This is a genomic window from Aerococcus sp. NPDC058936, assembly GCF_042741995.1.
Classification (GTDB): Bacteria; Bacillota; Bacilli; order Lactobacillales; family Aerococcaceae; genus Aerococcus.
Map to the genome: position 1 here is coordinate 95,477 of NZ_JBHYKZ010000008.1, position 23,645 is coordinate 119,121.

Below are 23,645 nucleotides of genomic sequence, written 5' to 3' on the forward strand. Positions count from 1 at the left end.
CTGAAGAAAATTAGTTCCAAATACAAGCGGTCAATTTTTAGAAACCATCCGAAAGATTACTGATGTGTTCATTGCCCTTCTAGCCTTTGTTTTATTCGCTGGCTACCGGCTATGCTGATTTGAGTATGCAGAACCACATAAAAAACGTTCGTGAGAATTTCACGAACGTTTTTTATATTACTTGTTATTTATTTAAAATTTGCATGAATTGTTGACCGGTAATGGTTTCTTCCTGAATTAGGTATTCAGACAGCTCATCCAATTTTTCGCGGTTATTCATCAAGATTTCGCCGGCTTCTTGGTGGGCACGTTTAATCAATTCAATGACTTCTTGATCTGCTTTTTCAGCGGTACCACCAGATATCTGACTCTGTGTATTGTCAGACAGGTATCGATTAGTACGACTTTCCAATTGCATCATGCCGAAAGTATCCGACATTCCGTATTGTGTGACCATAGAACGGGCAATTTTCGTCATTTTTTCAATATCATTTGAAGCTCCGGTAGTGATTTCACCAAAGACCACTTCTTCAGCGGCGCGTCCACCAGCAAGGGTCATCAATTGATTGTACAACTCTTGTTTGGTGTAAAGTGATTTCTCACCAGTTTCAACCTGCATAGTATACCCAAGGGCACCTGACGTACGCGGTATAATCGTAATTTTCTCAACTGGCGCTGAACCAGATTGCTGGGCCGCAACAAGGGCGTGACCAATTTCGTGGTAAGAAACGACGCGACGTTCTTCTGGCGATAAGATATCGTTCTTCTTGATTTGACCAGCTAAGACAACATCTACTGATTCATCCAAGTCAATTTGGCTAATTTCCTTGTGCTTGTTACGAACGGCACGTAGCCCAGCTTCGTTAATGATGTTGGCAAGATCAGCACCGGATGCCCCAGCCGTTGCACGGGCAATGTAACGGTAGTCGATATTTTGACCCATCTTATATTCTTTAGCGTGGACACGAAGAATTTCTTCACGTCCTTTTAAATCAGGTAATTCCATAGACACTTGACGGTCAAAACGGCCAGGACGTAACAAGGCTTTATCTAAAGATTCTGGACGGTTAGTTGCAGCTAGAATGATTACACCCTTGTCGCCTTCAAACCCATCCATTTCAGTAAGCAATTGGTTTAAAGTTTGCTCACGTTCGTCATTGGTCGAATAGGAATTGTCACGAGATTTACCAATCGTATCAATCTCATCAATGAAGACGATACATGGTGCTTTATCGTTGGCTTGTTTAAAGAGGTCACGCACTTTAGCAGCCCCTCGGCCAACAAACATCTCAACGAATTCAGAACCTGCGATAGAGAAGAATGGAACACCAGCTTCACCAGCAACGGCTTTGGCCATCAAAGTTTTACCTGTCCCTGGAGGACCTACTAGTAAGACACCACGCGGGGCTTGGGCACCAATTTCTTGGTATTTCTTTGGTTCCTTCAAGTAATCTACCACTTCAACTAAAGACTCTTTGGCTTCATCTTGACCAGCCACATCTTTAAAGTTTCGTGAATTATCTGATTTTACATACATTTTGGCATCTGATTTACCAAAGTTCATACCACCAAATCCGCCACCAGAAAGGTCGATTTTAGAATCGGAACCACCTGTCATCTTCTGCATTAATTTACGCATTAACCAGTAGATCACGGCAAATGGTAAAATAAAGGTCAGTAAGAATGAGATAATCGGTGAAGTTGGTTGATGGATTTCCGTTTGGTAAGTTACATTATTCGATTCCAAACGGTTGACTAAATCAGGATCATCCACCTTACCAGTGGTATAAACTTGCGTTTCGCCATCTTTTTCAGCGGTCCAAGTTAAATCATATTGATTGATTTCAACACTTTCCACCTGGCCAGCATCTACTTGGCTAACAAATGAAGAATACGGAACTTTTTCTACCTGCATCCCAGTAATGGCTGGGAATAGTAAATTCAACCCAAGAATCACCAATATAATCCACCAGAATGCATTCATAAAGTTAAAATAACCACCACCGTTAGGAGAGTTACCAAATTTAAACCCTTTCTTCCGGTTTTTCTTCTGTTTTTTATTTTTGCTCATATATTCACTCCTGCTCATTTTGTCAAAAATATATAAGTTATTTAGACCTGACATCCTTGTCATAGTCTACACTTCTTAACTACAAATATATTATAACGCATACAAAGTCAGATTTGGTCAAAGCACACATGCTTTCACAAAAAAAGCCATATTCATGGCTTTTCTTCACAAAATATTCATAATTGGACTGGCACTTTATTTGATAAAGTCTTGGTATAAACGGGATTCTTGAATCCCTTGGTTGTTGGCATATTTTCCAGAAGAATATAAATCATATTCACCGTTAATTGTATGATAATAGATCTGACAAATTTCAACATTTGGATAGATGCGGATTGGCTGTAAACAGTGCATTTCTAAGGTCCAGTAACCTGAGAAACCAACATCCCCGAAACCAGCCGTTACATGGATATATAAACCTAAACGACCGATTGAAGAACGTCCTTCTAACATAGGGACATATTTATCCGTTTCAGTATATTCCACTGTCCGGCCTAAATACAATTTGCCTGGTTCTAATAAATAACCTTCTTCAGGAATCTGAATCGATTTCAAGGTTGGTTTTTTCTTCATATCCAACACATCATCTTCGTAATAAGCCAATTCATCTGAAAGTCTCAAGTTATAAGAATTAGGATTAACCTGACTTTCATTAAATGGCGTTATTTTAATGCCAGTTCCTTGCTCTTCAGCAATTTTCTTACCTGATAAAATCATACACTCACCCTTTGTTCGCTATTTTATTTCATTATACCTTTAATTTGGCAAAAAGAAAGATGGTTTCTAGTTGGTCATTTCTGGAATTAAGACCATGTAAGCAAAAACCGGAAGCTATTCACTTCCGGCTAATAACATTTATTATGTTAAATAGGCTTTAATCACGTTTTTGACCAAATCAATTTTACTTGAGTAATCTTCAGCAGATACATACTCGTTTTATTAATGTGGTAATTTTTCTTCACCTGGCCCAAATATAACAAGATCAAAGCCTTTTCCATACTTGCGAAAGCTTCCGCATCTGTTACTGGTGAATCATTGGGGGAATGGTCATTTAGTTAGTCAGAAATAACTAGTAATGATTTAATGGCACGGCGTTCGTCCATTGCTGTATAAGCTTCTTGCACATCATCCAAGTCAAAGGACATGTTGAAGACCTTACCTGGATTGATGCGCCCATCTAGAACGGCATCTAGTAAGACGGCACGGTCATGGGTTGTCACAGCTGCAAGGCCGCCACGAAGGCCGATGTTTTTCCAGAATAATTTGTTGGTATCCAATTCATCGATATGGGGCACACCAACCCGGCCAACGACGGCACCTGGACGCGCCAATTGGACAGCAGTTTCAACGGCTAATTGTGAACCGACACACTCTAAAACGGCGTCAGCACCTTCGCCAGTCAATTCCATGATACGGTTGATCCCTTCGTCTCCACGCTCAGCAACAATGTCAGTTGCCCCAAATTCAAGGGCTAAATCTTGGCGGTCTTTGTGACGACTCATGATAATAATGCGTTCAGCGCCTAATAGTTTAGCCCCGATAACACCACATAAACCAACTGCCCCGTCGCCCACAACCACTACTGTATCGCCAGCTTTCACTTCAGCACTGACTGCGGCATGGTAACCGGTAGCCATAACGTCTGCCAAGGTGGTAAATGACTTCAACATATCTGCAGAATAGTCACTAGGTTGGCCAGGAATTTTCACAAGACCCCAATCTCCTGATACATAACGTAAGTACTCAGCTTGGAAACCCAATACGCCACCTGTGAAAGTCGTGCAATCCCCGTCAAAACCTGCCTTACATGCAGCACAGTGGCCACAACCATGGGTAAATGGCACGATGACAAAGTCACCTACTTGTACATTTTTAACTGCTGACCCAACTTCTTCGACAATGCCAATCGCTTCATGACCTGCTTGCGAGCCTGAAGCCTTATCATTAATACCGCGGAACCACCATAAGTCAGACCCACAAACACATGCACGAACAACGCGGATAATGGCATCGTGTGGTGCTTGAATTTGCGGACGGTCCAAGTTAGTGAGGGTCATATTTCCTGGTTCCTTAAAAATTGCTGCTTTCATATTATTACGCCCTTTCTGATTTTAAAATGTTCTTTATCAAAATGATTTGGTTTGATAATTCGCTATATCAATCGCCATAATAAAAAGTTGCTGTTGCCCCGCCGTCAATCAAGTAATCTGATCCGGTAATAAAGGCGCCTTCACTGCTCATTAATATTGACGCTAGGTTAGCTACTTAATCCGCCGTTCCTGGACGACCCGCTGGACTCTTCGCGAACATATCCTTGTAGAAATCGCCACGTGAGCCGTTAAATTCGTCTAGTGCTAAGGGTGTGACAATAATACCAGGTGAAATTGCATTGATACGGGCACCCTTTTTGCCCCATTTAACTGCTTCAGCCATGACCCGTTTCCCATTTCCTCGTTTAGCCAATTGGTAGTCGTGGAGCGAGTCTTTGACATTGTCAGTTTGTAGAAAGTCTAAAGCCAACAATTGGTCTAATGGTGTTGTCGCTAGTAACCGGTCCTCTTCGGCGGTTAAGGCTGGCATCCTGTAGCCTGACTGACTAGAAATAGTGACGCCACTACCACCTGTTTTGATGACTTTACCTACTTCTTCTAACAACACGGCCGTCCCATACAAATCTACCTTGAGGATAGTTTCAATGGATGCTTGACTCGGGGACACCCCTGCTGCATTAATCAACAGGTCAATCTCACCGTAGGATTGCCCTTTTTCAATAAAAGTGGCGATTGAATTCTTATCAGCAATATCAATTTCAGTGGCTACAGTATCAAATCCGGCCCCCTCCAAATTATCCGCAATCACGATGGCATTGTCAAAGTTTTTGTCACCAATTAGAATCTTATGGTTAACACCGATACGACGGGCAATGGCCATCCCTATCTGACCAGCACCTACTAACAATAGTACATCTTTCATTTTAACCCCCCTAGCAAAACCGTGATCATTACAACACGAGATGAGGAACTTTGATGCTTTCCTCATGTCTAGGACAACTATACACCTTAGAGTGCACTCTAAGGCAAGAGGTTATTAAAGTGATTTGAAAATAAAAAAGCATGCTAGCTAACCAACACCCCTTCAACAAATTATACTTTAAAAATCAAAAATGATAAAAAAAGAGACTATTGACATTTATAGTCATTAGTCCCAAAGTAATTGGTATCGATAAATATACAGTTTTAAATTTTACTCTTCACCCATATCTAAGATGGCTAAGAAGGCTTCTTGCGGTACTTCGACTGAACCAATAGCCTTCATACGTTTCTTACCTTCTTTTTGTTTCTTCAATAGTTTTTGACGACGGGTAACGTCACCACCGTACAACTTAGCCGTAACGTCTTTACGTAAGGCTTTAATATTAGTACGGGCGATAATTTTATGGCCAATTGCTGCTTGAATTGGTACCTCAAATTGTTGTCTTGGGATAACGTCTTTCAACTTGCTAACTAAAGTACGCCCGCGGCTTTCAGCGAAGTCTCTATGTACAATAATTGACAAGGCATCGACAACGTCACCGTTTAATAAGACATCTAATTTAACTAAGTTAGATTTTTGGTAGCCACCCAATTCATAATCTAAGGAAGCGTAACCTTTAGTATTTGATTTCAATTGGTCAAAGAAGTCAAATACAATCTCAGATAATGGCAATTCGTATTTAACATCAACACGAATGTCATCTAAGTAGTCCATAGTGATAAAGTTTCCACGTTTACGTTGAGCTAATTCCATTACGGCACCAACATATTCTTGCGGAACCATGATATTAGCTTTTACAATAGGTTCTTCAATAGATTCAACATAAGTTGGATCTGGCATTTCAGATGGGTTAGCCACCTCAACCATTGTACCGTCTGTTTTATACACATGGTAAATTACCGATGGTGTTGTCGCAATCAAGTCAATATTGAATTCACGTTCAATACGCTCTTGGATAACATCCATATGTAACATACCTAAGAAACCACAGCGGTAACCAAACCCTAAAGCTTGAGAAGATTCTGCTTCGAATTCTAAAGAAGCATCGTTTAATTGTAATTTTTCCAATGCTTCACGCAAGTCAACATAGTCTGAAGAATCCACTGGATATAAACCACAATAGACCATTGGGTTCATTTGTTTGTATTCAGCTAGTGGTTGGGTTGCAGGATTTGTCGCTAAAGTGACCGTATCCCCAACTCGTGTATCTTGGATAGTCTTAATAGAGGCAGTAATATAACCAACGTCCCCGGCCATCAAGTAGTCACGCGGAATTGGTTTTGGTGACATAATCCCCACTTCGGTGACATCAAACGTTTTCCCATTTGACATGATTTGAATTCGGTCACCATTACGGATAACACCATTTTCCACACGGACACTTAAAACAACCCCACGGTATGCATCGTATACAGAGTCAAAAATCAAAGCTTGTACAGGTGCTTCAATTTCACCAGTTGGTGCAGGTACTTTCTCAACAATTTGTTCCAGTAACTCATCAATACCGATATTAGCTTTAGCTGAAGCTAATACTGCATCAGAAGCGTCTAAACCAATCACGTCTTCGATTTCTTGTTTCACTTTTTCTGGATCAGCTGCTGGTAAGTCAATCTTATTGATTACTGGTACAATTTCTAAGTCATTTTCAACAGCTAGGTATACGTTAGCAAGTGTTTGGGCTTCAATCCCTTGTGCTGCATCCACAACTAATACGGCCCCTTCACAGGCTGCCAAAGAACGTGAAACTTCGTATGAAAAGTCTACGTGTCCTGGAGTATCAATTAAATGGAAAATATAAGTTTCCCCATCGTTCGCTTTATATTCTAACTCGATGGCATTCAACTTAATCGTGATACCACGTTCTTGTTCAAGATCCATAGAATCTAACATTTGGTCATGCATCTCGCGATCAGAAACCGTCCCTGTATTTTGTAGGATGCGGTCCGCTAAAGTAGATTTACCATGATCAATGTGCGCGATGATGGAAAAATTTCTGATTTTTTCTTGTCTGTCTTTCATTTCTTGGATATTCATTTTCCATCCCCCTCTTATTTTCAGCAATTATCATTATAGCAAAATTACCCCACTACCACAACATTTTGCCCGCTTTAAGATCAACAAGTCCATCTGTAGTAATAAGTAAATGCTAGATTGAATTTTTCAGCTCTTTCTTACTATAAAACAGCCCTGAAACATTTTTATACCCTATTAAATGATATTGATGAATTTCCGATGATCAATTGAAAGTAGCCATGAAATCCCTTACTATTGGTGGCGATAGTTTCTATGCACCAGGCAATGGGGGCCTCTTTCAGATTTTAAGCCCCAAAATTAAGACCTCCTAAACGAATAACGCAAAAAAAAGTAGCACCAGTCAGATCGCCTAGTGCTACTTTTTTTCATTTATTAAGAAAATGCGTCTTTCAATTTATCAAAGAAGCCTCTGTCTTCTTCACTTACTTCGTCATTTGAAGCTTTAGCGAAGGCTCTCAATGAAGCTTTTTGTTCTTCATTCAGATTCGTAGGTGTAACCACTTTAACAGTTACTGTTTGATCACCGTTTGAATTACCATTCAATTTAGGTGCACCCTTACCGCGTAGACGGAATTTCGTACCTGTTTGGGTACCAGCTGGCACTTTCATCGATACTTTACCGTGAACAGTTGGGACTTCAATTTCATCACCTAAAGCCGCTTGGGCGAAGTTAATTGGTAATACATAGCGGATTTCTGCCCCTTCACGCTCAAAGGTTTCAGAACGTTTCACACGGAAAACGACATACAAGCTTCCTGCTGGTCCATTGTTTTTACCAGCATTCCCTTGGCCGTTAAGACGCATGCTTTGGCCATCTTCAACACCGGCTGGTACGTTTACTTTCACTTTATGTGTTACAGTTTCACGTCCAGCACCGTGGCAGTGGTGGCAAGCTTGGTCGAATACTTTCCCTTTACCTGAACATTCATGACATACAGATTGAGATACCACACGACCTAATGGTGTTTGTTGGTAAACTTTTTCAACACCAGAACCAGAACATGTTGGACAGGTATGAACTGCTGTACCTGGTTCAGCACCAGATCCTTCACATACTGTACAGTCTACTTCACGACGGTAAGAAATCGTTTCTTCCGTCCCGAAAATAGCTTCTTCAAATTCTAGGTCCATATTGTATTGTAAGTCATCACCTTGTTGCGGTGCATTTGGGTTAGCCGTACGGCCGCCTCCACCGAAGCCACCACCAAAACCGCTGAAGCCGCCGCCTCCGCCACCAAAGAATTGCTCAAAGATGTCTTCAAAGCCAGAGCCACCATAAGATTGGTAACTACCGCCACCAAATCCGCCGCCTCCACCGAAGCCGCCGTCAGTAGCTGCGTGTCCGTATTGGTCATAGGCTGCACGTTTCTGCTCATCACTTAAGACTTCGTATGCGTCAGAAATTTCTTTAAATTTGTCTTCTGCATCCGCTTCTTTATTGATATCTGGATGATATTTTTTTGATAATTTTCGATAGGCTTTCTTTATTTCATCCTTACTTGCGGTCTTTGACACGCCAAGGACTTCATAGTAGTCTCTTTTTTCAGCCACGCTGTACTCCCCCTTGAATCATGCGTTATGCAGTCCATCATAACATAAGAAACCCCGCCCTCATAGAAGACAGGGTTTGAAACTTATGGATTATTTATCGTCGTTAACTTCCTCGAAGTCAGCGTCTACATCGCCATCATTGTCTGAAGAGTCGGCTGCACCTTCTTGACCTTCAGCTTCTTGCGCTGCTTGTTCATACAATTTAACAGTTAAAGCTTGAATTTTTTCGTTTAATTCATCTTTTTTAGCTGTCATTGCTTCAACATCGTCAGCTTCTTGCGCAGCTTTCAATTCATCTTTAAGCGCGTTAGCTTCGTCAAGTTCAGCTTGATCAACTTTACCTTCTAATTCACCAGTTGTTTTTTCAACTTGGAAGATTAATTGGTCAACTTCGTTTTTAAGATCTGCTGCTTCTTTACGTTTTTTATCTTCTTCAGCATTCGCTTCAGCATCTTTCATCATACGATCGATTTCGTCGTCTGATAAACCTGAGTTAGATTGGATGGTAATTTGTTGCTCTTTACCAGTACCTTTGTCAGTCGCTTTAACATTTACGATACCATTTTTATCAATATCAAATGTTACTTCGATTTGAGGCACACCACGAGGTGCTGCAGGAATATCTGTTAATTGGAAACGACCTAATGTCTTGTTGTCTGCAGCCATTGGACGTTCACCTTGTAGTACGTGTACATCTACAGCAGGTTGGTTATCAGCAGCTGTTGAGAATACTTGAGATTTAGATGTTGGGATCGTTGTGTTACGGTCGATTAATTTAGTGAACACGCCACCCATTGTTTCGATACCTAATGATAATGGTGTTACATCAAGTAAAACGACATCTTTAACGTCACCTGAGATAACCCCACCTTGAATTGCAGCACCCATAGCTACTACTTCGTCAGGGTTTACTGAACGGTTAGGATCTTTACCAGTTTCAGCTTTAACCATGTCGATAACAGCTGGGATACGAGTAGAACCACCAACTAAGATAACTTGATCAATATCTGATTTAGATAAACCAGCATCAGATAAGGCATTTTTAACTGGTTGTTTTGTACGTTGTACTAAGTCGTAAGTTAATTCGTCAAATTTCGCACGAGATAAAGTAACTTCCAAGTGAAGTGGACCTTCAGCACCAGCCGTAATGAATGGTAATGAAATTTGTGTTGAGGTTACACCAGATAAGTCTTTTTTCGCTTTTTCAGCAGCATCTTTTAGACGTTGCATAGCCATTTTGTCAGAAGAAAGGTCAATACCGTTTTCTGATTTAAATTCGGCGATTAAGTAGTTCACGATAGCGTTATCAAAGTCGTCCCCACCTAAGTTGTTGTCACCAGAAGTAGATAATACTTCAAAGACACCGTCACCTAATTCAAGGATAGAAACGTCGAAAGTACCACCACCAAGGTCAAATACTAGAACTTTTTCGTCTGCGTCAACTTTGTCTAAACCGTAAGCTAATGCGGCTGCTGTTGGTTCGTTAACGATACGGTCAACTTCTAAACCAGCGATTTTACCAGCATCTTTAGTTGCTTGACGTTGTGCATCGTTGAAGTAAGCTGGAACAGTAATAACTGCGTTTGTTACTTTTTCTCCTAAGTAGTCTTCAGCGTAACCTTTTAAGTATTGTAAGATCATTGCTGAAACTTCTTGTGGTGTATATTTTTTACCTTCAACTTCTACAGTGTAGTTGTCTTCACCAATGTGACGTTTGATTGAAGCAATCGCGTTAGGGTTTGTTACCATTGAACGTTTTGCTACTTCACCAACTTGGCGCTCACCATTTTTGAATGAAACAACTGAAGGTGTTGTACGGTTACCTTCTGGGTTAGCGATAATTTTAGGTTCGCCACCTTCTAATACAGCGACTGCAGAGTTAGTAGTACCTAAGTCAATTCCGATAATTTTTGCCATAATAAAACACGTCTCCTTTTTTAATTAATCTATCAATTTAAATGAATTTATCTGTGGTTAAAATCTATGTTAAATGAATTATTGTGCAATAGAAACCATCGCAGGTCGTAGGACACGATCTTTTAATACATAACCTTTTTGGAAAACAGCCACTACTTCTTCAGCTTGCTGTCCTTCTTCAGCCGGTACCGCACTTACAGATTGATGGAAGTTTGGATCGAAGAGTTCACCTTTAGGGTCAACGACTTCAACACCTTCCTCTGATAAAGCTTGCAATAAGCTTGCGTGTACCATTTCGATACCCTTCACTAATTGCTGAGATGACTCATCATCCTTAGCTAGTTCTAAAGCGCGTTCCAAGTTATCGATAGCTGGTAAGATACCTTTAGCTAGATTCTGTGACCGATACTTTGAAGCAGATTCACGTTCAGTTTGGTTACGACGGTGCATATTTTGAATTTCAGCAGATAGACGCATAATTTGGTCATCTTTAGCTGCTAATTCAGCTTGAAGAGAAGCTAATTCGCTATCTTCTTCAGCTACTGTTTCAACTTGCTCGTCTTGAACGTCAGTTTCATTGATTTCTTCATCAACATTTAAATCTTGTTGATTATCGTCCATTTTTGTCAATTGATAGACCTCCTAAGATTTATAATAATTGTCCAGGTATCTAACCATTTCTTTTGAAATACTTTGGAAAAGCTGCGCCATACGAATGTAGGACATACTTTCCGGCCCAAGTACCGCAAAAGTAATTAACTTACCTGATTTTACAGTACCCATGCTAGTAGACATTAAACTCATATTCTCCAATGTCGGATCTTTAAGTTCCTTACCCACCCTCACTTGGATACCTTGGTCTGTGGTATTAATCAGTGAAGTGATCACTGATCGATCTTCTAGTAATTGACTTAATTGTGCAATACTAGTCGCATTAGCTGAATCAGCTAATGAAGAAAATAAATAATTTTGACCATTTACCATCATGCCATCACTATTGAACTGATTCATAAACCGGTGAATCAAAAGATTACTGTCTTCATCAGACCGGTTCATTTGCTCAATATCTTTTAAATAGTATGTTTGCAGCCTTTCAATCACTGTTGCTAGCTCGAGGCCCACAAGTTCTTGATTCATAATCTCTGCAATACCCTCAATCAATTGCGGTGTAACCACCTCGTTGAATGACACAATTTGATTGCGAATGACACCTTTATCTGTCACCAATATGACTATTGCTTGGTCAGCGGTTAAAGACAATACTTGAAAATTGGCCAATCGTTGCTTTGCAATATCTGGCCCCATCGAAATAACGACGCTTTCTGAAAGCGAGGCTAAAGTCGCAGCCGTTTTTCGAATCACTTGACTCAAATCGTTATAAGGATCGTGGAATATCTCTCTAAGTAAAGCATCTTCCTCTTCCTCAAGCTCTAAATCAATCAATCCGCCATAATATGGCATGATGTGATTAATATAGTAACGATAACCCGCTTCAGCTGGCACTCGTCCAGATGATGAATGGGTTTTGGAAATCAATGATAAATCTTCAAGTCTGGCTAATTCATTACGTATTGTAGCAGAACTTGCGTTTATTTCTTGATGTTGAGATAAAGTTTTCGAACCGACTGGTAATTGATGTTTCGAATAATGATCAATTACCGCCTGTAATATTAAACTTTGTCGTTTTGTTAACATCTTATCACCTCATTAGCACTTAACAACTCTGACTGCTAACATGTCTATAATATATCACCTATCATTTCTTTTGTCAATAATAGTCAAACTTTTTTTTGACTTTTTTTGACTTTTGAATTTCCTTTTAATAATTCAAGCTTTTGGATCAAGTAAGACTGGCTATGGTATCCATTAATTCTATAGAAAAAGGACACCAAACTATTTGTAATAGTCAAGTGTCCTTTCGTCTTTCATATTTTTTCGATACGCCTATTTGTTGTCACGTAACCAGTTAGTTGCTGCTGTTGCTAAGGTAGCAGATCCAACAATTAATGCTTCTTCGTTGAATTGTACCAATGGGTGGTGAACAGGGTATACTTCGCCGTTGGCATCTGGTAATGGACAACCAATGAAGAAGTATGTTGATTCTGGCAATCTGCTAGCAATGTGTGCGTAGTCTTCTGAAGCTAAGTATGGTGGTACGTTCAACACGTCATAATGACCAGCCAAAGCTTCATTAGCATAAGCCATCACTTGTTCAGCCATTTTTTCAGAGTTGATTAATGACGGACAGTCTGCCATAACTTCATATTCAGTTTCAGCACGGAATGCTTTACCAATATGTTCAACGATTTCTGGCAAACGTTTTGAAACGTGTTCTGCTGATTCTGGGAACAATGAACGAGAAGTACCTTCTAAGACAACTGTGTCTGGGATTACGTTGATGGCACCACCTGGCGCATTGATGTAACCCATAGATAATGACGCACCCTTGTTAGACGGTAATTCGCGAGCTAAGATGCCGTTTGCACCATTAATGATTTGGCTAGCCACAAAGACTGGGTCGATACCGTTGTTTGGCATTGCACCGTGGGCACCCACACCTTTAATAGTGATACGGAAGTTTAAAGCAGATGCTAAAGCTTCTTTTTGGTGGATCTCAACATCCACTTTGTCCCCATTTGGCCACATATGTAATGCCATACCGGCGTCTGGTGTTGGATTTTCTAAAATACCTTCTTCAACCATTACACGTCCACCGTTTAAAGTTTCTTCTGCTGGTTGGAATAAGAATTTGATTTGACCTTCTAATTGGTCTTCGTTTTCTTTCAACATTTTTAGGACCATTAATAAAATAGTGGTGTGCATGTCATGGCCACATAAGTGTCCATTTTCATTTTTAGATGTACATGACGATTGAGCTTTTTCAGTAATGGCTAATGCATCCATGTCTGCACGTAACAATAAAGTTTTACCCTTGGCAGAATCACCCAATGTCCCTGTAATGCCGTATGAATTTCCTACGTTTTCGTATGGAATTCCAAACTCATCAAGTTTTGATTTCACAAGTTTAGTTGTTTCTGGTAATTCAAAACCAACTTCAGGGTTTTCGTGTAATTGGCGACGAACTTTTACTGCATCATCAAAAAATTCTTTAGCACGATCTAAATATGCCATTGTGATATTCCTCCAATATTTTTTATTTTCCAATTTCATTCTACTATTAATTTAGCATTATTCTAATCATATCTATAAAAAATATGACTAAAAAGGCTTTAATATCAACATTTACATTTTCATTGATTATATTTGCTTACTTCTTGAAAAAAAAAACGCCGAAAATCTTTCTTCAGCGTTCATATCAAAGCGTATATTTGACCTTTTTTACATTAAATCTATTTTCGTAAACTTTCCAAATATGCTTCAGCATCAATGGCATCTTGGTCCATTTGTTTGATCAAGGCTTCAATGCCATCGAATTTAAGTTCAGGTCTCAAGTATTTATGCCAATAAACCGTTACGTATTCACCGTAAATTTCCTCTTTAAAATCTAAAAGATGAATTTCTACTGTTCGCTTACGGTTTTCTCCGAAGGTAATATTAGTCCCGATTGATGCCACACCAGGATATACTTGGCCATTCAACAACATTTCAACCACATAGACCCCTTCCACTGGGATCAGCGATTCACTAGGCACCATCAAATTAGCTGTTGGATAGCCAAGCTCACGTCCGCGTTTCTCTCCGTGAACAACGATACCATCAATTGAATAGATATAGCCCAATTGTCGGTTAGCTTTGTCAATTTGACCGGTATTCAAGTCATGTCGAATTTCAGTTGACCCCACCTTGCTGGTATCTTCCGATAACTTATTCACTTCAATAATGTTAAAACGACCAGCCGCATGGGACGCTAAGGTCTGCATGTTGGCGATATCCTTTTTGCCGTAGGTATAGTCAAAACCCGCTACCACCGATTTGGCATGCAAACCAACCATATATTGATCGACAAACTCTTGCGGTTTCAAGGCTGCGAATGATGACGTTAATTGCGCGACATAAAGGTAATCCACCCCAAGTTGTGTCATTAATCGTTCTTTCTCGGCTAAAGTTGTTAAATAAGTCACCCCTTCAGGACGGATTTGTTGGTACATGATCCTTGGGGCCATATTGAAAGTCATTACAGCCAGTGGTAATTGCAAACGGTCAGCCTCATCACGGGCTGCTTGAATAACCGCCTGGTGACCCCTGTGGACCCCATCAAAAAATCCCAAAGCCAAGACAACATCGCCCGCATAGACCGTTGACTGTTCAAAAGGATGGTGTAAATTTATCGTTTTCATTCAGTATCGTCCAATCTTTAAAACATTTTACTAGGTTTTATTTTACCATCTTTACTTGGATGGACATCATAAAGCGCCTTTAATTTGCTGTCGATATAAGCCGTCACCGGTAATTGGTTTCTTAAATCAGCTGGTAACGTCGCTAATTCTAGGACTGACCCATTTTCCACCAATTTCACTAAGTGCCTATCCTCAGTTGGAACCTGCCACACGGGATAGGCAGATAAGGCCGATTCAATTGGTACCAACCAAGTATAATCATTTGCTTCAACCGCCTCTGCTAATTGTGATAGTGTCAGACAATCTGCCCTTGAAAAAGGGGTTGACCCGTCCCGAGTGAGGCTAGTCATCGTCGCTGGCACCCCTAGTTTTCGCCCTAAGTCGCTGGCTAAAGTGCGGACATAGGTCCCCTTGCCACAAACCACTTCAAAAGCAAAAACTTGCTTGCCGTCCTCAAACCGGGACGAACCCACTAACTTGAAGTCGTGGACAAATACAGGATGTTCAGGTCGTTCAACCTCAAGGCCTTCACGGGCATACTCATACAGGCGTTTCCCTTTGACTTTTATTGCCGAATACATGGGCGGAATTTGGATGATATGACCTGTTAATTCATCCATCAATGCTTGAATCTGATCGTCTTCGAAAGGATTGGCTAAAGATTCCTCAGCAATCACTTCACCCTCTGAGTCTTCAGTTGTCGTTGCAAAGCCTAAAGTAATTTCGCCAGTATAGACTTTGGTTTTGTCCATCAACAATTCGACCAGTTTAGTCCCCTTACCCAAACAGATAGGTAAAACTCCGTCAACATTAGGGTCTAAGGTCCCTGTGTGACCAACTTTTTTCATTTTTAAAATCTTTCTTACTTTAAATACACAGTCGTGACTCGTCATGCCACGTTCTTTCCACAAAGGCAAAATGCCATCCATAAACTCACCTCATATCTAGCTTATTGTAACATATGAACCATTAAAAAACTGATTCGAATTGAGGTTAATCATTATTTGAACCGGAAAAATCCTTGTCCAAAAATATGACAATCTTGAAAACAAACCTCGACAATCATCATTTGGCTACGAAACTAATGGCATGTTGCTGGTCAGCTTGACCATCCACTTTTCCATCTTATATCAAAAAAACCAAGAACTAAAATGGTCTAGTCCTTGGCCCTAATTGGTCATATTGAATTTAACGAATAAATGAGAGGACATGGTTCCAGCTAGCTGGGTTTAAGAAATTGAAGGCTGATTGGTCAGACGACATGCTGTATCCAATCAAGCCACCGATAGTGAATAGTAGGAAGCCCACAATCAATAGCAGTAATCCCCAAAATACAATTTTCTTCCATGGTTGGTTGATATATTGATGATAATATTTCATAGGGTCACGACCAATCTAATCTAGTAAACTAGCAAGTTCTGCGTCTGATTTCCCATCCACATCCACGCGAAGCACGTTTGCGCCTAAGGCTTGTAATTTCTTTTCGAATGAATGGTAACCACGGTCTAAATATTTTAGTTCAGATACTTTGGTCATCCCTTCAGCCTTCAAACCAGCTAGAATTAAGGCTGCTGCTGAACGTAAATCTGAAGCGGCTACTGCTGCTCCTTGTAACCTAGCAGGACCGTTCATAACAGCTGTATTGCCGTTAATATTAAAGTTAGCGTTCATTCTACGCAATTCTTCTAAGTGCATAAACCGATTTTCAAAAACGGTTTCTTCCATTTCTGAAGTACCCTCTGCTAAAACTTGGGCAACTGTAAATGGTGATTGAATATCAGTTGGGAACCCTGGATATGGTAAGGTTCTAGCTTTTGTTTGATGCAAAACAGTTGAACCTTGCACACGGACACCGGACACGTCTTCAGTAATTGTCGCCCCTAATTCTTTTAACTTAGAAATCAACGGTTGGTTGTGTTCTGAAATCGCATCTTCAATGTAGACGTCACCTTCAGTAATGGCTGCAGCTACCATAAATGTTCCTGCTTCAATACGGTCAGGGATGACAGAATGTTCAGTTCCTTCTAGGCTTTCAACCCCGCGGATTTTAATGGTATCTGTACCGGCACCTTGAACGCGACCACCCATTTTATTGATAAAGTTGGCTAAGTCGACGATCTCAGGTTCACGGGCAACGTTCTCAATGATTGTTGTCCCTTCAGCTAATGCAGCAGCCATCATAATATTTTGTGTTGCCCCAACACTTGGGAAGTCTAAATAAATGTTAGCACCCACTAATTTATCAGCGCTTGCTTCAACATAACCTGCTGTAGTCGTTACTTTGGCACCTAAAGCTTCAAATCCTTTAACATGTAAGTCAATTGGACGCGAACCAATAGCGCAACCACCTGGCATAGCAAATTTAGCGTGACCATAACGAGACAATAATGGCCCCATTACAACAATCGAAGCACGCATCTTGCTAACAAGTTCAAATGGTGCTTCAGTGGTTAAATCACCAGAAGCGTCCACGATAATTTCGTTGTTTTCTTCATCGAAATCAACTTGTGCATTTAAGTTACGCAATACATCGTTCATTACATATACATCTGATAGTAATGATGCGTTGGTAATGCGACTCTTCCCTTGGTCTGCTAATAAAGTGGCTGCTAATAAAGGTAAGACAGCGTTTTTTGCCCCGTCAACCCTTACATGCCCTTTTAATTTACGGCCACCCTTAACAATCATGTTTTCCGTCATTTTTATTATCACCTATCTAATATTAATTTATTTGTTTTAAATGTTTATGCTTCGTTTTGTATATCAAGAGTAGCATATACATGTAATTGATGACAATTATAAGGTACCAAACAGACGGTCACCAGCGTCACCAAGACCTGGTAAGATGTAGCCATCTTCATTTAACTTCTCATCTAATGCACCCGCAAAAATATCAACTTCTGGGTAAGCATCTTGTAAAGCTTTCACACCTTCTGGCGCTGCAACTAAACATACAAATTTGATGCTTTCTGGTTTAACATTACGTTTCACTAGTGAATCAATGGCCATGATGGCAGATCCACCAGTCGCTAACATTGGATCTACTACGATTACTTCACGTTCTTCAATGTCTTGAGGCATTTTGAAGAAGTACTCTTGTGGTTGTAAAGTTTCTTCGTCACGGAACATACCAATGTGACCTACTTTTGCTGCCGGCATCAATAACAGCATCCCATCAACCATTCCTAATCCAGCACGTAAAATTGGTGCAATCGCTAATTTTTTACCAGCAATAACATTTTGAGTTGTTTTAACTAAAGGTGTTTCAATTTCAATTTCTTCCATTGGTAAATCACGCGTTACCTCGTAACCAAGAAACATCGTAATTTCATTTACCAATTCACGGAAATCTTTAGTCCCTAAATCTTTATCACGTAACATAGCCATCTTGTGTTGCACTAGGGGGTGATCAATTACAACTAATTTACTCATGAATATTTACCTCACTTTTAAATTTTATGCAGCCAATTAATTTTGCTCAAACTCTAGATATTATATAGGACTTGAAAGTCTAGCGCAAGTTAGCTAGGCCTTCAAGTCCTTTAAATGAGATTATTTTAATGGAATTGCTTCAGTTAAGGCTTTAACAGATGCACGAACATCAGCTCGAACAGCCTCATCTTGAGGATTTTTGATGATTTTAGCAATCAATCGAGCTACTTGTTCAGACTCCGCTTCTTTAAAGCCACGAGTGGTAATAGCAGGCGTCCCAATACGGATACCGCTTGTCTTAAACGGGCTTAAAGTCTCGTTTGGAATTGTATTTTTATTTACAGTAATCCCAACTTCATCTAAGATAGTTTCAATTTCAGCACCTGTCACGTCAAAACCGATGACTTTTAGTAATAACAAGTGGTTGTCCGTTCCACCAGATACCATTGGAATACCTTCTTCATTGAAGACTTTTTCAAAGGCTTTGGCATTTTTGATGATTTGTGCTTGGTAGTCTTTAAAGTCGTCTTGTAAGGCTTCACCGAAGGCAACAGCTTTGGCAGCAATCACGTGCTCTAAAGGTCCACCTTGAATGCCTGGGAAAATAGCAGAGTTTAATTTCTTACCATAATCTGCGTTAGCAGTTAAAATCAAACCACCGCGAGGGCCACGTAAAGTTTTATGCGTTGTAGACGTAACAACGTCTGCATAAGGAATTGGATTTGGGTGTAGACCCGCTGCAACTAAACCAGCAATGTGAGCCATATCAACCATAAAGTATGCACCAACTGCTTTAGCAGTTTCAGCTATTTTTTCAAAATCAATCGTGCGCGCATAAGCTGAAGCACCGGCAACGATTAATTTAGGTTGGTGCGCTTTGGCTAAGCGGTCGATTTCAGCATAATCAATATATTCTTCATCATTTGTGACATTGTAAGCAATAAAATTGTATTTCTTACCAGAGAAATTTACATTTGACCCATGAGTCAAATGACCACCATCAGTTAAGTTCATCCCTAAAACTAAATCGCCTGGCTCTAAGAAAGCGTCATATACGGCCATATTGGCTTGTGAACCTGAATGTGGTTGAACATTTGCGTATGCTGCACCAAATAATTCTTTAGCGCGGTCAATCGCCAATGTTTCAATCTTATCCACGACTTCACAGCCACCGTAGTAGCGTTTACCCGGATACCCTTCTGCGTATTTGTTGGTTGCAATTGATCCCTGCGCACGTCTTACATCCTCCGATACCCAGTTCTCGCTTGCGATTAACTCAATTCCATGTTGTTGGCGGTCCATTTCCTCATCTAATAAATCAAAAATAATGTCGTTACTCATGCATCTGCCTCCAGTTTTATTTTTTGATAATATTCCTTGGGGTCTACCTTATCCAATTTTTTTATCTAGGTCTATTCTACCACGGTTGAACTCGCTTTGATCAATCGATTTCGATATGCCTCATTTTTTTCTGTTTCAGGGAACAATTCTACGATAATTTGTTGAATATTTTCCTGATCATCAAAAGTTCTTAAAGCTGCGAAAAGTTGTTGTGTAGCGGTTTCTATTGTCGGTCCCAGTGATAAAATTGAGTCAACTGACATTTTGTACTTTTCAAAATTATTTTCACTAGTTGCCAACGCTACCTTGATCGATTGACTAGATAGATCAGCTAGCACATTCGCCATTTTGTCAGACGAAACGGCCATCACGGGTTGGTTAGGACTGTAGTGGATATATTTCATACCTGGTGCTTTCGGCGCTTCTTCCGCATTATTGGCAATGGTGCCACCCATATATATCGGCATGTCTGTCACCACTTCAGCTAGCATAGACTTGGTGATGTAACCAGGTCGCAAAATGATTAAGCCTCTTGAATCTGTCAGGTCCAAGACCGTAGATTCCACTCCAATACGAGTTGGTTCAGCGTTCACAACACCACCAATAACCCCATCAAAGTCATGCATCACATGGGTTACTTGGGTTGGACTCGGTTTACCAGAAATATTGGCAGACGGGCCAACGATTGGAAAGCCAGTTGCGCGAATTAAAGCACGCGTCGTTTCGTGATCAGGTAAGCGAATTCCTACTGTATCCATGCCACCAGTCACTACACTTGGGAAGGTATCTGGTTTAACTGGCACTACTAGGGTCAAAGGACCCGGCCAGAAAGCCTTCGTTAATTGGTCGATTAAATCGTGTCTTTTTGGGTCACCATCAATCATATATTCAAAGATATCTGCTGGATCAGCGATATGGACAATCAAGGGATTATCGCTTGGACGTCCTTTAACAGTATAAACAGATTTAACTGCCTGCTCATTATGAGCGATGGCCCCTAATCCAAAGACTGTTTCAGTTGGAAAAGCCACTAGTTGACCGTCCTGCAGTAAGGCTGCGCCTTCTTCTATTTCACTTGCTTGAATGATTTTTGTCATTACAGGTTGAACTCCTTTCTCATTTTGTTAGATTGTTGTATTTTATGGATTTTGGATAACTAGTATTCGATCATTGCCCGCATAATCTTGGATGATGTTTACCTCAGCGTCCGACACTCGCAGGCGATCTTTAGCGCCAGCAAGCAAGGACTGCCCTTGTTTGTAACCAAATTCACCAATAAAATAACCCGGCTTAGCCAAATAATCATGGATTTGATCGAATAAACGCCAATAAATTTGATAGCCGTTTTGCTCTGCAAAAAGGGCTAAATCTGGTTCATATAGGACCGTTGATTTAGACATCACATCCGTCTCATCTGAGCCGATGTAAGGAGGGTTTGAAATGATTAGATCAAATTCTTGGCCAAAAACTGGTTCAAATAAATCACCCAGTTTAAAATCAATAATAGCTTTTTTATCCACGGCATTTTCACGGGCAATGTCTATAGCATCCGGTGAAATATCTGTCGCTGTAAATTGTAGATTGGGAAAACGCTGTTTCAAAGTGATGGCAATAATTCCCGTACCGGTACCAATATCAAGAACCCGTGCATCTTCCTGGATATGCCCTTTTTTGATTAAATCAGCCACAAAAGACACCAAATCTTCTGTTTCTTGTCTTGGAATTAAGGTAGCTGGTGAAACCTTGAAAGTTTCACCGTAAAACCATGCTTTCCCGACAATATACTGCCAAGGATAGTTTTCTTTAGCCACCTTTTCAATAGCCGTTTGATAGGCTTCTTTCAGGTCAACTGGCATGATGTGCTTACGTTTAAGAGCCCAATCCGAAACTGAAAAATTGGCTAGATCAAGCAAGAGATGGTAAGCAATTTCAGCTTCTTGGTTATTTTCTTCTAAAAAAGAAGAGGCCCAAACCTGGACCTCTAAATACGTTTGATTAATCATTTAACTCCTCTAACTTATTGGCTTGATCGGCTAATAATAAAGCGTCAACGATTTCATCCAATTCGCCTGTCATGATACGGTCTAATTTTTGAATAGTTAAACCAATTCGGTGATCAGTCACACGATTTTGAGGATAGTTGTAAGTACGGATACGTTCTGAACGGTCACCAGTACCTACTAAGTTCTTACGTTGTGAATCATATTCATTTTGTTGCTCTGAAGCAATTTTTTCGTATACGCGTGAACGTAAGATCATCATTGCTTTATCTTTATTTTGTTGTTGTGAACGTTGGTCTTGCATAGCCACTTGAATACCTGTTGGTTCATGGGTTAAACGAACGGCAGAAGAGGTCTTGTTAACGTGCTGACCACCGGCACCAGAGGCACGGTAAATGTCAATACGGATATCACCATCATCTAAGTCAAAGTCAATATCTTCAAGTTCAGGCATGACACCCACTGTAGCAGTAGATGTATGCACACGACCTTGAGACTCAGTATCTGGTACACGTTGGACACGGTGAGCGCCCGATTCAAATTTTAACTTAGAATATACATTATCCCCTTGAATTTGTAGAGTGATTTCTTTGAAACCACCGATATCATTACTAGATGATTCAACGACCTCAACGCGCCAACCTTGGCTAGTTGCATAACGGCTGTACATTTCATACAAGTCACCAGCGAACAATTGGGCTTCATCCCCACCCGCTGCACCACGGATTTCCATGATAATATTTTTATCGTCGTTTGGATCTGAAGGAATCATTAAACGTTTAATCTCTTCTTCGAGACTATCACGTTCTGCTTTTAATTCTTTCAATTCTTCTTTTGCTAGTTCGGTCATTTCATCATCTGATGACTCTGCTAATAATTCCTCAGTATCTTCAATACCTTGAATCACCTCTTTATAGTGACTAAACGTTTCTACTTTCGGTCTTAAATCAGCTTCTTCTTTAGAGATAGCACGGAACCGTTGATTATCATTAATCACGTCCGGGTCACTCATTAACTCAGTTACTTCCGCATAGCGGGCAATAAATGAATCTAATTGGTCTGTAAACATGCTTTCAACTCTTTTCTATTTCTTTATGTAAAACTTACAGTTTATTTTCGATATTAAACTAGGTATGACAAAGGTTATTTGACTTATACCTACCTACTTGTTATTCAATAGTGTTGCGCTCAATAAAGATTTTACCATCTTTCAACGGTGGATGGTGATAATGTTTACGACAAACTGGGTAATAGGCTTCATTTCCGCCAATTTGCACTTGCTCTCCCTCATATACAGGTTTGCCGTCAGCTACACGCATATTCATAATAGCCTTCTTGGCACAGAACCAGCAAATGGTTTTCACTTCTTCAATCTTGTCAGCTAATAGCAATAGGTATTTAGACCCTTCAAACAAGTTATTTAAGAAGTCATTTTTCAAGCCGAAAGCCATAACTGGGATATCTAAATCGTCAACAATACGTGCCAATTGGTAGATATGGTCTTTTGATAAAAACTGGGCTTCATCAATCAGAACGCAATAAATTTTCTGGTCGTTCTCACGCATATAAGTGACTAAATCCTCGTACACATTCGTTTCCGTCGCAATCGCACGCGCTAATCTTTCTTCACCCACACGACTAGACACATTCCCGACACCTGCACGGTTATCAACAGCACTGGTATAAACTAATACATGTTTGTTTTGTTCTTCATAGTTATGCGCTACCTTAATGATTTCAAAAGACTTGCCACTATTCATCGCACCGTAACGGAAAAATAACTGAGCCATCTAAACACTCCCATACTTTTTAATATCGATTTACTCAGCTATTCATTTTACTTTTATTCCCGTCACTAGTCAATTTTATTTCCTGCTTGCAGGTCTAATCCCCAGTAAAAGTTTAAAGAAATTTTAAATGACAGGAAATTTTTTAGAATCCTGCCCACCTATGGTAAAATTAGCTCAT

19 protein-coding genes and 1 pseudogene are annotated in these 23,645 nt (G+C 40.2%); all 20 read right to left on the minus strand.

Annotated elements, in window-relative coordinates:
- Positions 1 to 184 precede the first annotated feature (184 nt).
- A complete protein-coding gene (ftsH, locus tag ACFW0C_RS07555) occupies positions 185 to 2,071 on the minus strand; it encodes an ATP-dependent zinc metalloprotease FtsH (RefSeq protein ID WP_378106585.1) in 1,887 nt (628 codons plus the stop codon).
- Between the two features lie 195 nt (positions 2,072 to 2,266).
- Positions 2,267 to 2,788, minus strand: a complete 522-nt coding sequence (gene dcd, locus ACFW0C_RS07560) for a dCTP deaminase (RefSeq protein WP_378106587.1) — start codon at positions 2,786 to 2,788, stop codon at positions 2,267 to 2,269.
- Between the two features lie 338 nt (positions 2,789 to 3,126).
- A complete protein-coding gene (locus ACFW0C_RS07565; protein WP_378106589.1) occupies positions 3,127 to 4,161 on the minus strand; it encodes a zinc-binding dehydrogenase in 1,035 nt (344 codons plus the stop codon).
- A gap of 67 nt (positions 4,162 to 4,228) precedes the next feature.
- Positions 4,229 to 5,044, minus strand: a pseudogene (locus ACFW0C_RS07570) (SDR family oxidoreductase).
- 270 nt (positions 5,045 to 5,314) lie between these two features.
- Positions 5,315 to 7,138 carry a translation elongation factor 4 gene (gene lepA / locus ACFW0C_RS07575; protein ID WP_290491512.1) on the minus strand — a complete coding sequence of 608 codons (1,824 nt, stop codon included), beginning with the start codon at positions 7,136 to 7,138 and terminating at the stop codon, positions 5,315 to 5,317.
- A gap of 372 nt (positions 7,139 to 7,510) precedes the next feature.
- Positions 7,511 to 8,689 (minus strand): molecular chaperone DnaJ, encoded by a 1,179-nt coding sequence (dnaJ, locus tag ACFW0C_RS07580; RefSeq protein ID WP_378106591.1) that lies wholly within the window; start codon positions 8,687 to 8,689, stop codon positions 7,511 to 7,513.
- Positions 8,690 to 8,779: 90 nt separating this feature from the next.
- Positions 8,780 to 10,606: a molecular chaperone DnaK gene (dnaK, locus tag ACFW0C_RS07585; RefSeq protein WP_378106593.1), complete on the minus strand. Its 1,827-nt coding sequence runs from the start codon at positions 10,604 to 10,606 to the stop codon at positions 8,780 to 8,782.
- Between the two features lie 78 nt (positions 10,607 to 10,684).
- Positions 10,685 to 11,227: a nucleotide exchange factor GrpE gene (gene grpE, locus ACFW0C_RS07590; protein WP_378106638.1), complete on the minus strand. Its 543-nt coding sequence runs from the start codon at positions 11,225 to 11,227 to the stop codon at positions 10,685 to 10,687.
- A gap of 21 nt (positions 11,228 to 11,248) precedes the next feature.
- The gene (hrcA, locus tag ACFW0C_RS07595; protein WP_378106595.1) at positions 11,249 to 12,301 is read right to left on the minus strand and encodes a heat-inducible transcriptional repressor HrcA; all 1,053 of its coding nucleotides are present in this window, start codon (positions 12,299 to 12,301) and stop codon (positions 11,249 to 11,251) included.
- 249 nt (positions 12,302 to 12,550) lie between these two features.
- Entirely contained in the window at positions 12,551 to 13,738 is a 1,188-nt protein-coding gene (locus tag ACFW0C_RS07600; RefSeq protein WP_378106597.1) for a M20 family metallopeptidase, read from the minus strand.
- A 218-nt stretch (positions 13,739 to 13,956) separates the two neighbouring features.
- Positions 13,957 to 14,904, minus strand: a complete 948-nt coding sequence (gene ribF, locus ACFW0C_RS07605) for a riboflavin biosynthesis protein RibF (RefSeq protein ID WP_378106598.1) — start codon at positions 14,902 to 14,904, stop codon at positions 13,957 to 13,959.
- A gap of 17 nt (positions 14,905 to 14,921) precedes the next feature.
- Positions 14,922 to 15,833 carry a tRNA pseudouridine(55) synthase TruB gene (gene truB, locus ACFW0C_RS07610; protein ID WP_378106600.1) on the minus strand — a complete coding sequence of 304 codons (912 nt, stop codon included), beginning with the start codon at positions 15,831 to 15,833 and terminating at the stop codon, positions 14,922 to 14,924.
- 259 nt (positions 15,834 to 16,092) lie between these two features.
- A complete protein-coding gene (locus ACFW0C_RS07615; RefSeq protein ID WP_378106602.1) occupies positions 16,093 to 16,284 on the minus strand; it encodes a DNA-directed RNA polymerase subunit beta in 192 nt (63 codons plus the stop codon).
- Between the two features lie 15 nt (positions 16,285 to 16,299).
- A complete protein-coding gene (gene murA / locus ACFW0C_RS07620) occupies positions 16,300 to 17,604 on the minus strand; it encodes a UDP-N-acetylglucosamine 1-carboxyvinyltransferase (RefSeq protein WP_378106604.1) in 1,305 nt (434 codons plus the stop codon).
- Positions 17,605 to 17,700: 96 nt separating this feature from the next.
- The gene (gene upp, locus ACFW0C_RS07625; RefSeq protein ID WP_378106605.1) at positions 17,701 to 18,336 is read right to left on the minus strand and encodes a uracil phosphoribosyltransferase; all 636 of its coding nucleotides are present in this window, start codon (positions 18,334 to 18,336) and stop codon (positions 17,701 to 17,703) included.
- A gap of 120 nt (positions 18,337 to 18,456) precedes the next feature.
- Positions 18,457 to 19,677, minus strand: coding sequence for a serine hydroxymethyltransferase (gene glyA / locus ACFW0C_RS07630; RefSeq protein ID WP_111857084.1), 1,221 nt, complete (start codon positions 19,675 to 19,677; stop codon positions 18,457 to 18,459).
- A 71-nt stretch (positions 19,678 to 19,748) separates the two neighbouring features.
- Complete coding sequence (locus ACFW0C_RS07635; protein WP_378106608.1) at positions 19,749 to 20,774, minus strand: L-threonylcarbamoyladenylate synthase; 1,026 nt, start codon at positions 20,772 to 20,774, stop codon at positions 19,749 to 19,751.
- Positions 20,775 to 20,816: 42 nt separating this feature from the next.
- Positions 20,817 to 21,680 (minus strand): peptide chain release factor N(5)-glutamine methyltransferase, encoded by an 864-nt coding sequence (gene prmC / locus ACFW0C_RS07640; protein WP_378106610.1) that lies wholly within the window; start codon positions 21,678 to 21,680, stop codon positions 20,817 to 20,819.
- Positions 21,673 to 22,746, minus strand: coding sequence for a peptide chain release factor 1 (gene prfA, locus ACFW0C_RS07645; protein WP_378106611.1), 1,074 nt, complete (start codon positions 22,744 to 22,746; stop codon positions 21,673 to 21,675). The genes prmC and prfA overlap by 8 nt, the downstream gene beginning before the upstream one ends.
- Positions 22,747 to 22,846: 100 nt before the next feature.
- Positions 22,847 to 23,467 carry a thymidine kinase gene (locus ACFW0C_RS07650; RefSeq protein WP_378106612.1) on the minus strand — a complete coding sequence of 207 codons (621 nt, stop codon included), beginning with the start codon at positions 23,465 to 23,467 and terminating at the stop codon, positions 22,847 to 22,849.
- Positions 23,468 to 23,645: the final 178 nt, after the last annotated feature.

What these genes read in the sequence shown, in the direction of transcription:
- ftsH (WP_378106585.1), bottom strand. Translation starts at nt 2,071, where the DNA reads ATGAGCAAAAATAAAAAACAGAAGAAAAACCGGAAGAAAGGGTTTAAA.
- dcd (WP_378106587.1), bottom strand. Translation starts at nt 2,788, where the DNA reads ATGATTTTATCAGGTAAGAAAATTGCTGAAGAGCAAGGAACTGGCATT.
- ACFW0C_RS07565 (WP_378106589.1), bottom strand. Translation starts at nt 4,161, where the DNA reads ATGAAAGCAGCAATTTTTAAGGAACCAGGAAATATGACCCTCACTAAC.
- lepA (WP_290491512.1), bottom strand. Translation starts at nt 7,138, where the DNA reads ATGAATATCCAAGAAATGAAAGACAGACAAGAAAAAATCAGAAATTTT.
- dnaK (WP_378106593.1), bottom strand. Translation starts at nt 10,606, where the DNA reads ATGGCAAAAATTATCGGAATTGACTTAGGTACTACTAACTCTGCAGTC.
- grpE (WP_378106638.1), bottom strand. Translation starts at nt 11,227, where the DNA reads ATGGACGATAATCAACAAGATTTAAATGTTGATGAAGAAATCAATGAA.
- hrcA (WP_378106595.1), bottom strand. Translation starts at nt 12,301, where the DNA reads ATGTTAACAAAACGACAAAGTTTAATATTACAGGCGGTAATTGATCAT.
- ACFW0C_RS07600 (WP_378106597.1), bottom strand. Translation starts at nt 13,738, where the DNA reads ATGGCATATTTAGATCGTGCTAAAGAATTTTTTGATGATGCAGTAAAA.
- ribF (WP_378106598.1), bottom strand. Translation starts at nt 14,904, where the DNA reads ATGAAAACGATAAATTTACACCATCCTTTTGAACAGTCAACGGTCTAT.
- truB (WP_378106600.1), bottom strand. Translation starts at nt 15,833, where the DNA reads ATGGATGGCATTTTGCCTTTGTGGAAAGAACGTGGCATGACGAGTCAC.
- ACFW0C_RS07615 (WP_378106602.1), bottom strand. Translation starts at nt 16,284, where the DNA reads ATGAAATATTATCATCAATATATCAACCAACCATGGAAGAAAATTGTA.
- murA (WP_378106604.1), bottom strand. Translation starts at nt 17,604, where the DNA reads ATGACGGAAAACATGATTGTTAAGGGTGGCCGTAAATTAAAAGGGCAT.
- upp (WP_378106605.1), bottom strand. Translation starts at nt 18,336, where the DNA reads ATGAGTAAATTAGTTGTAATTGATCACCCCCTAGTGCAACACAAGATG.
- glyA (WP_111857084.1), bottom strand. Translation starts at nt 19,677, where the DNA reads ATGAGTAACGACATTATTTTTGATTTATTAGATGAGGAAATGGACCGC.
- ACFW0C_RS07635 (WP_378106608.1), bottom strand. Translation starts at nt 20,774, where the DNA reads ATGACAAAAATCATTCAAGCAAGTGAAATAGAAGAAGGCGCAGCCTTA.
- prmC (WP_378106610.1), bottom strand. Translation starts at nt 21,680, where the DNA reads ATGATTAATCAAACGTATTTAGAGGTCCAGGTTTGGGCCTCTTCTTTT.
- prfA (WP_378106611.1), bottom strand. Translation starts at nt 22,746, where the DNA reads ATGTTTACAGACCAATTAGATTCATTTATTGCCCGCTATGCGGAAGTA.
- ACFW0C_RS07650 (WP_378106612.1), bottom strand. Translation starts at nt 23,467, where the DNA reads ATGGCTCAGTTATTTTTCCGTTACGGTGCGATGAATAGTGGCAAGTCT.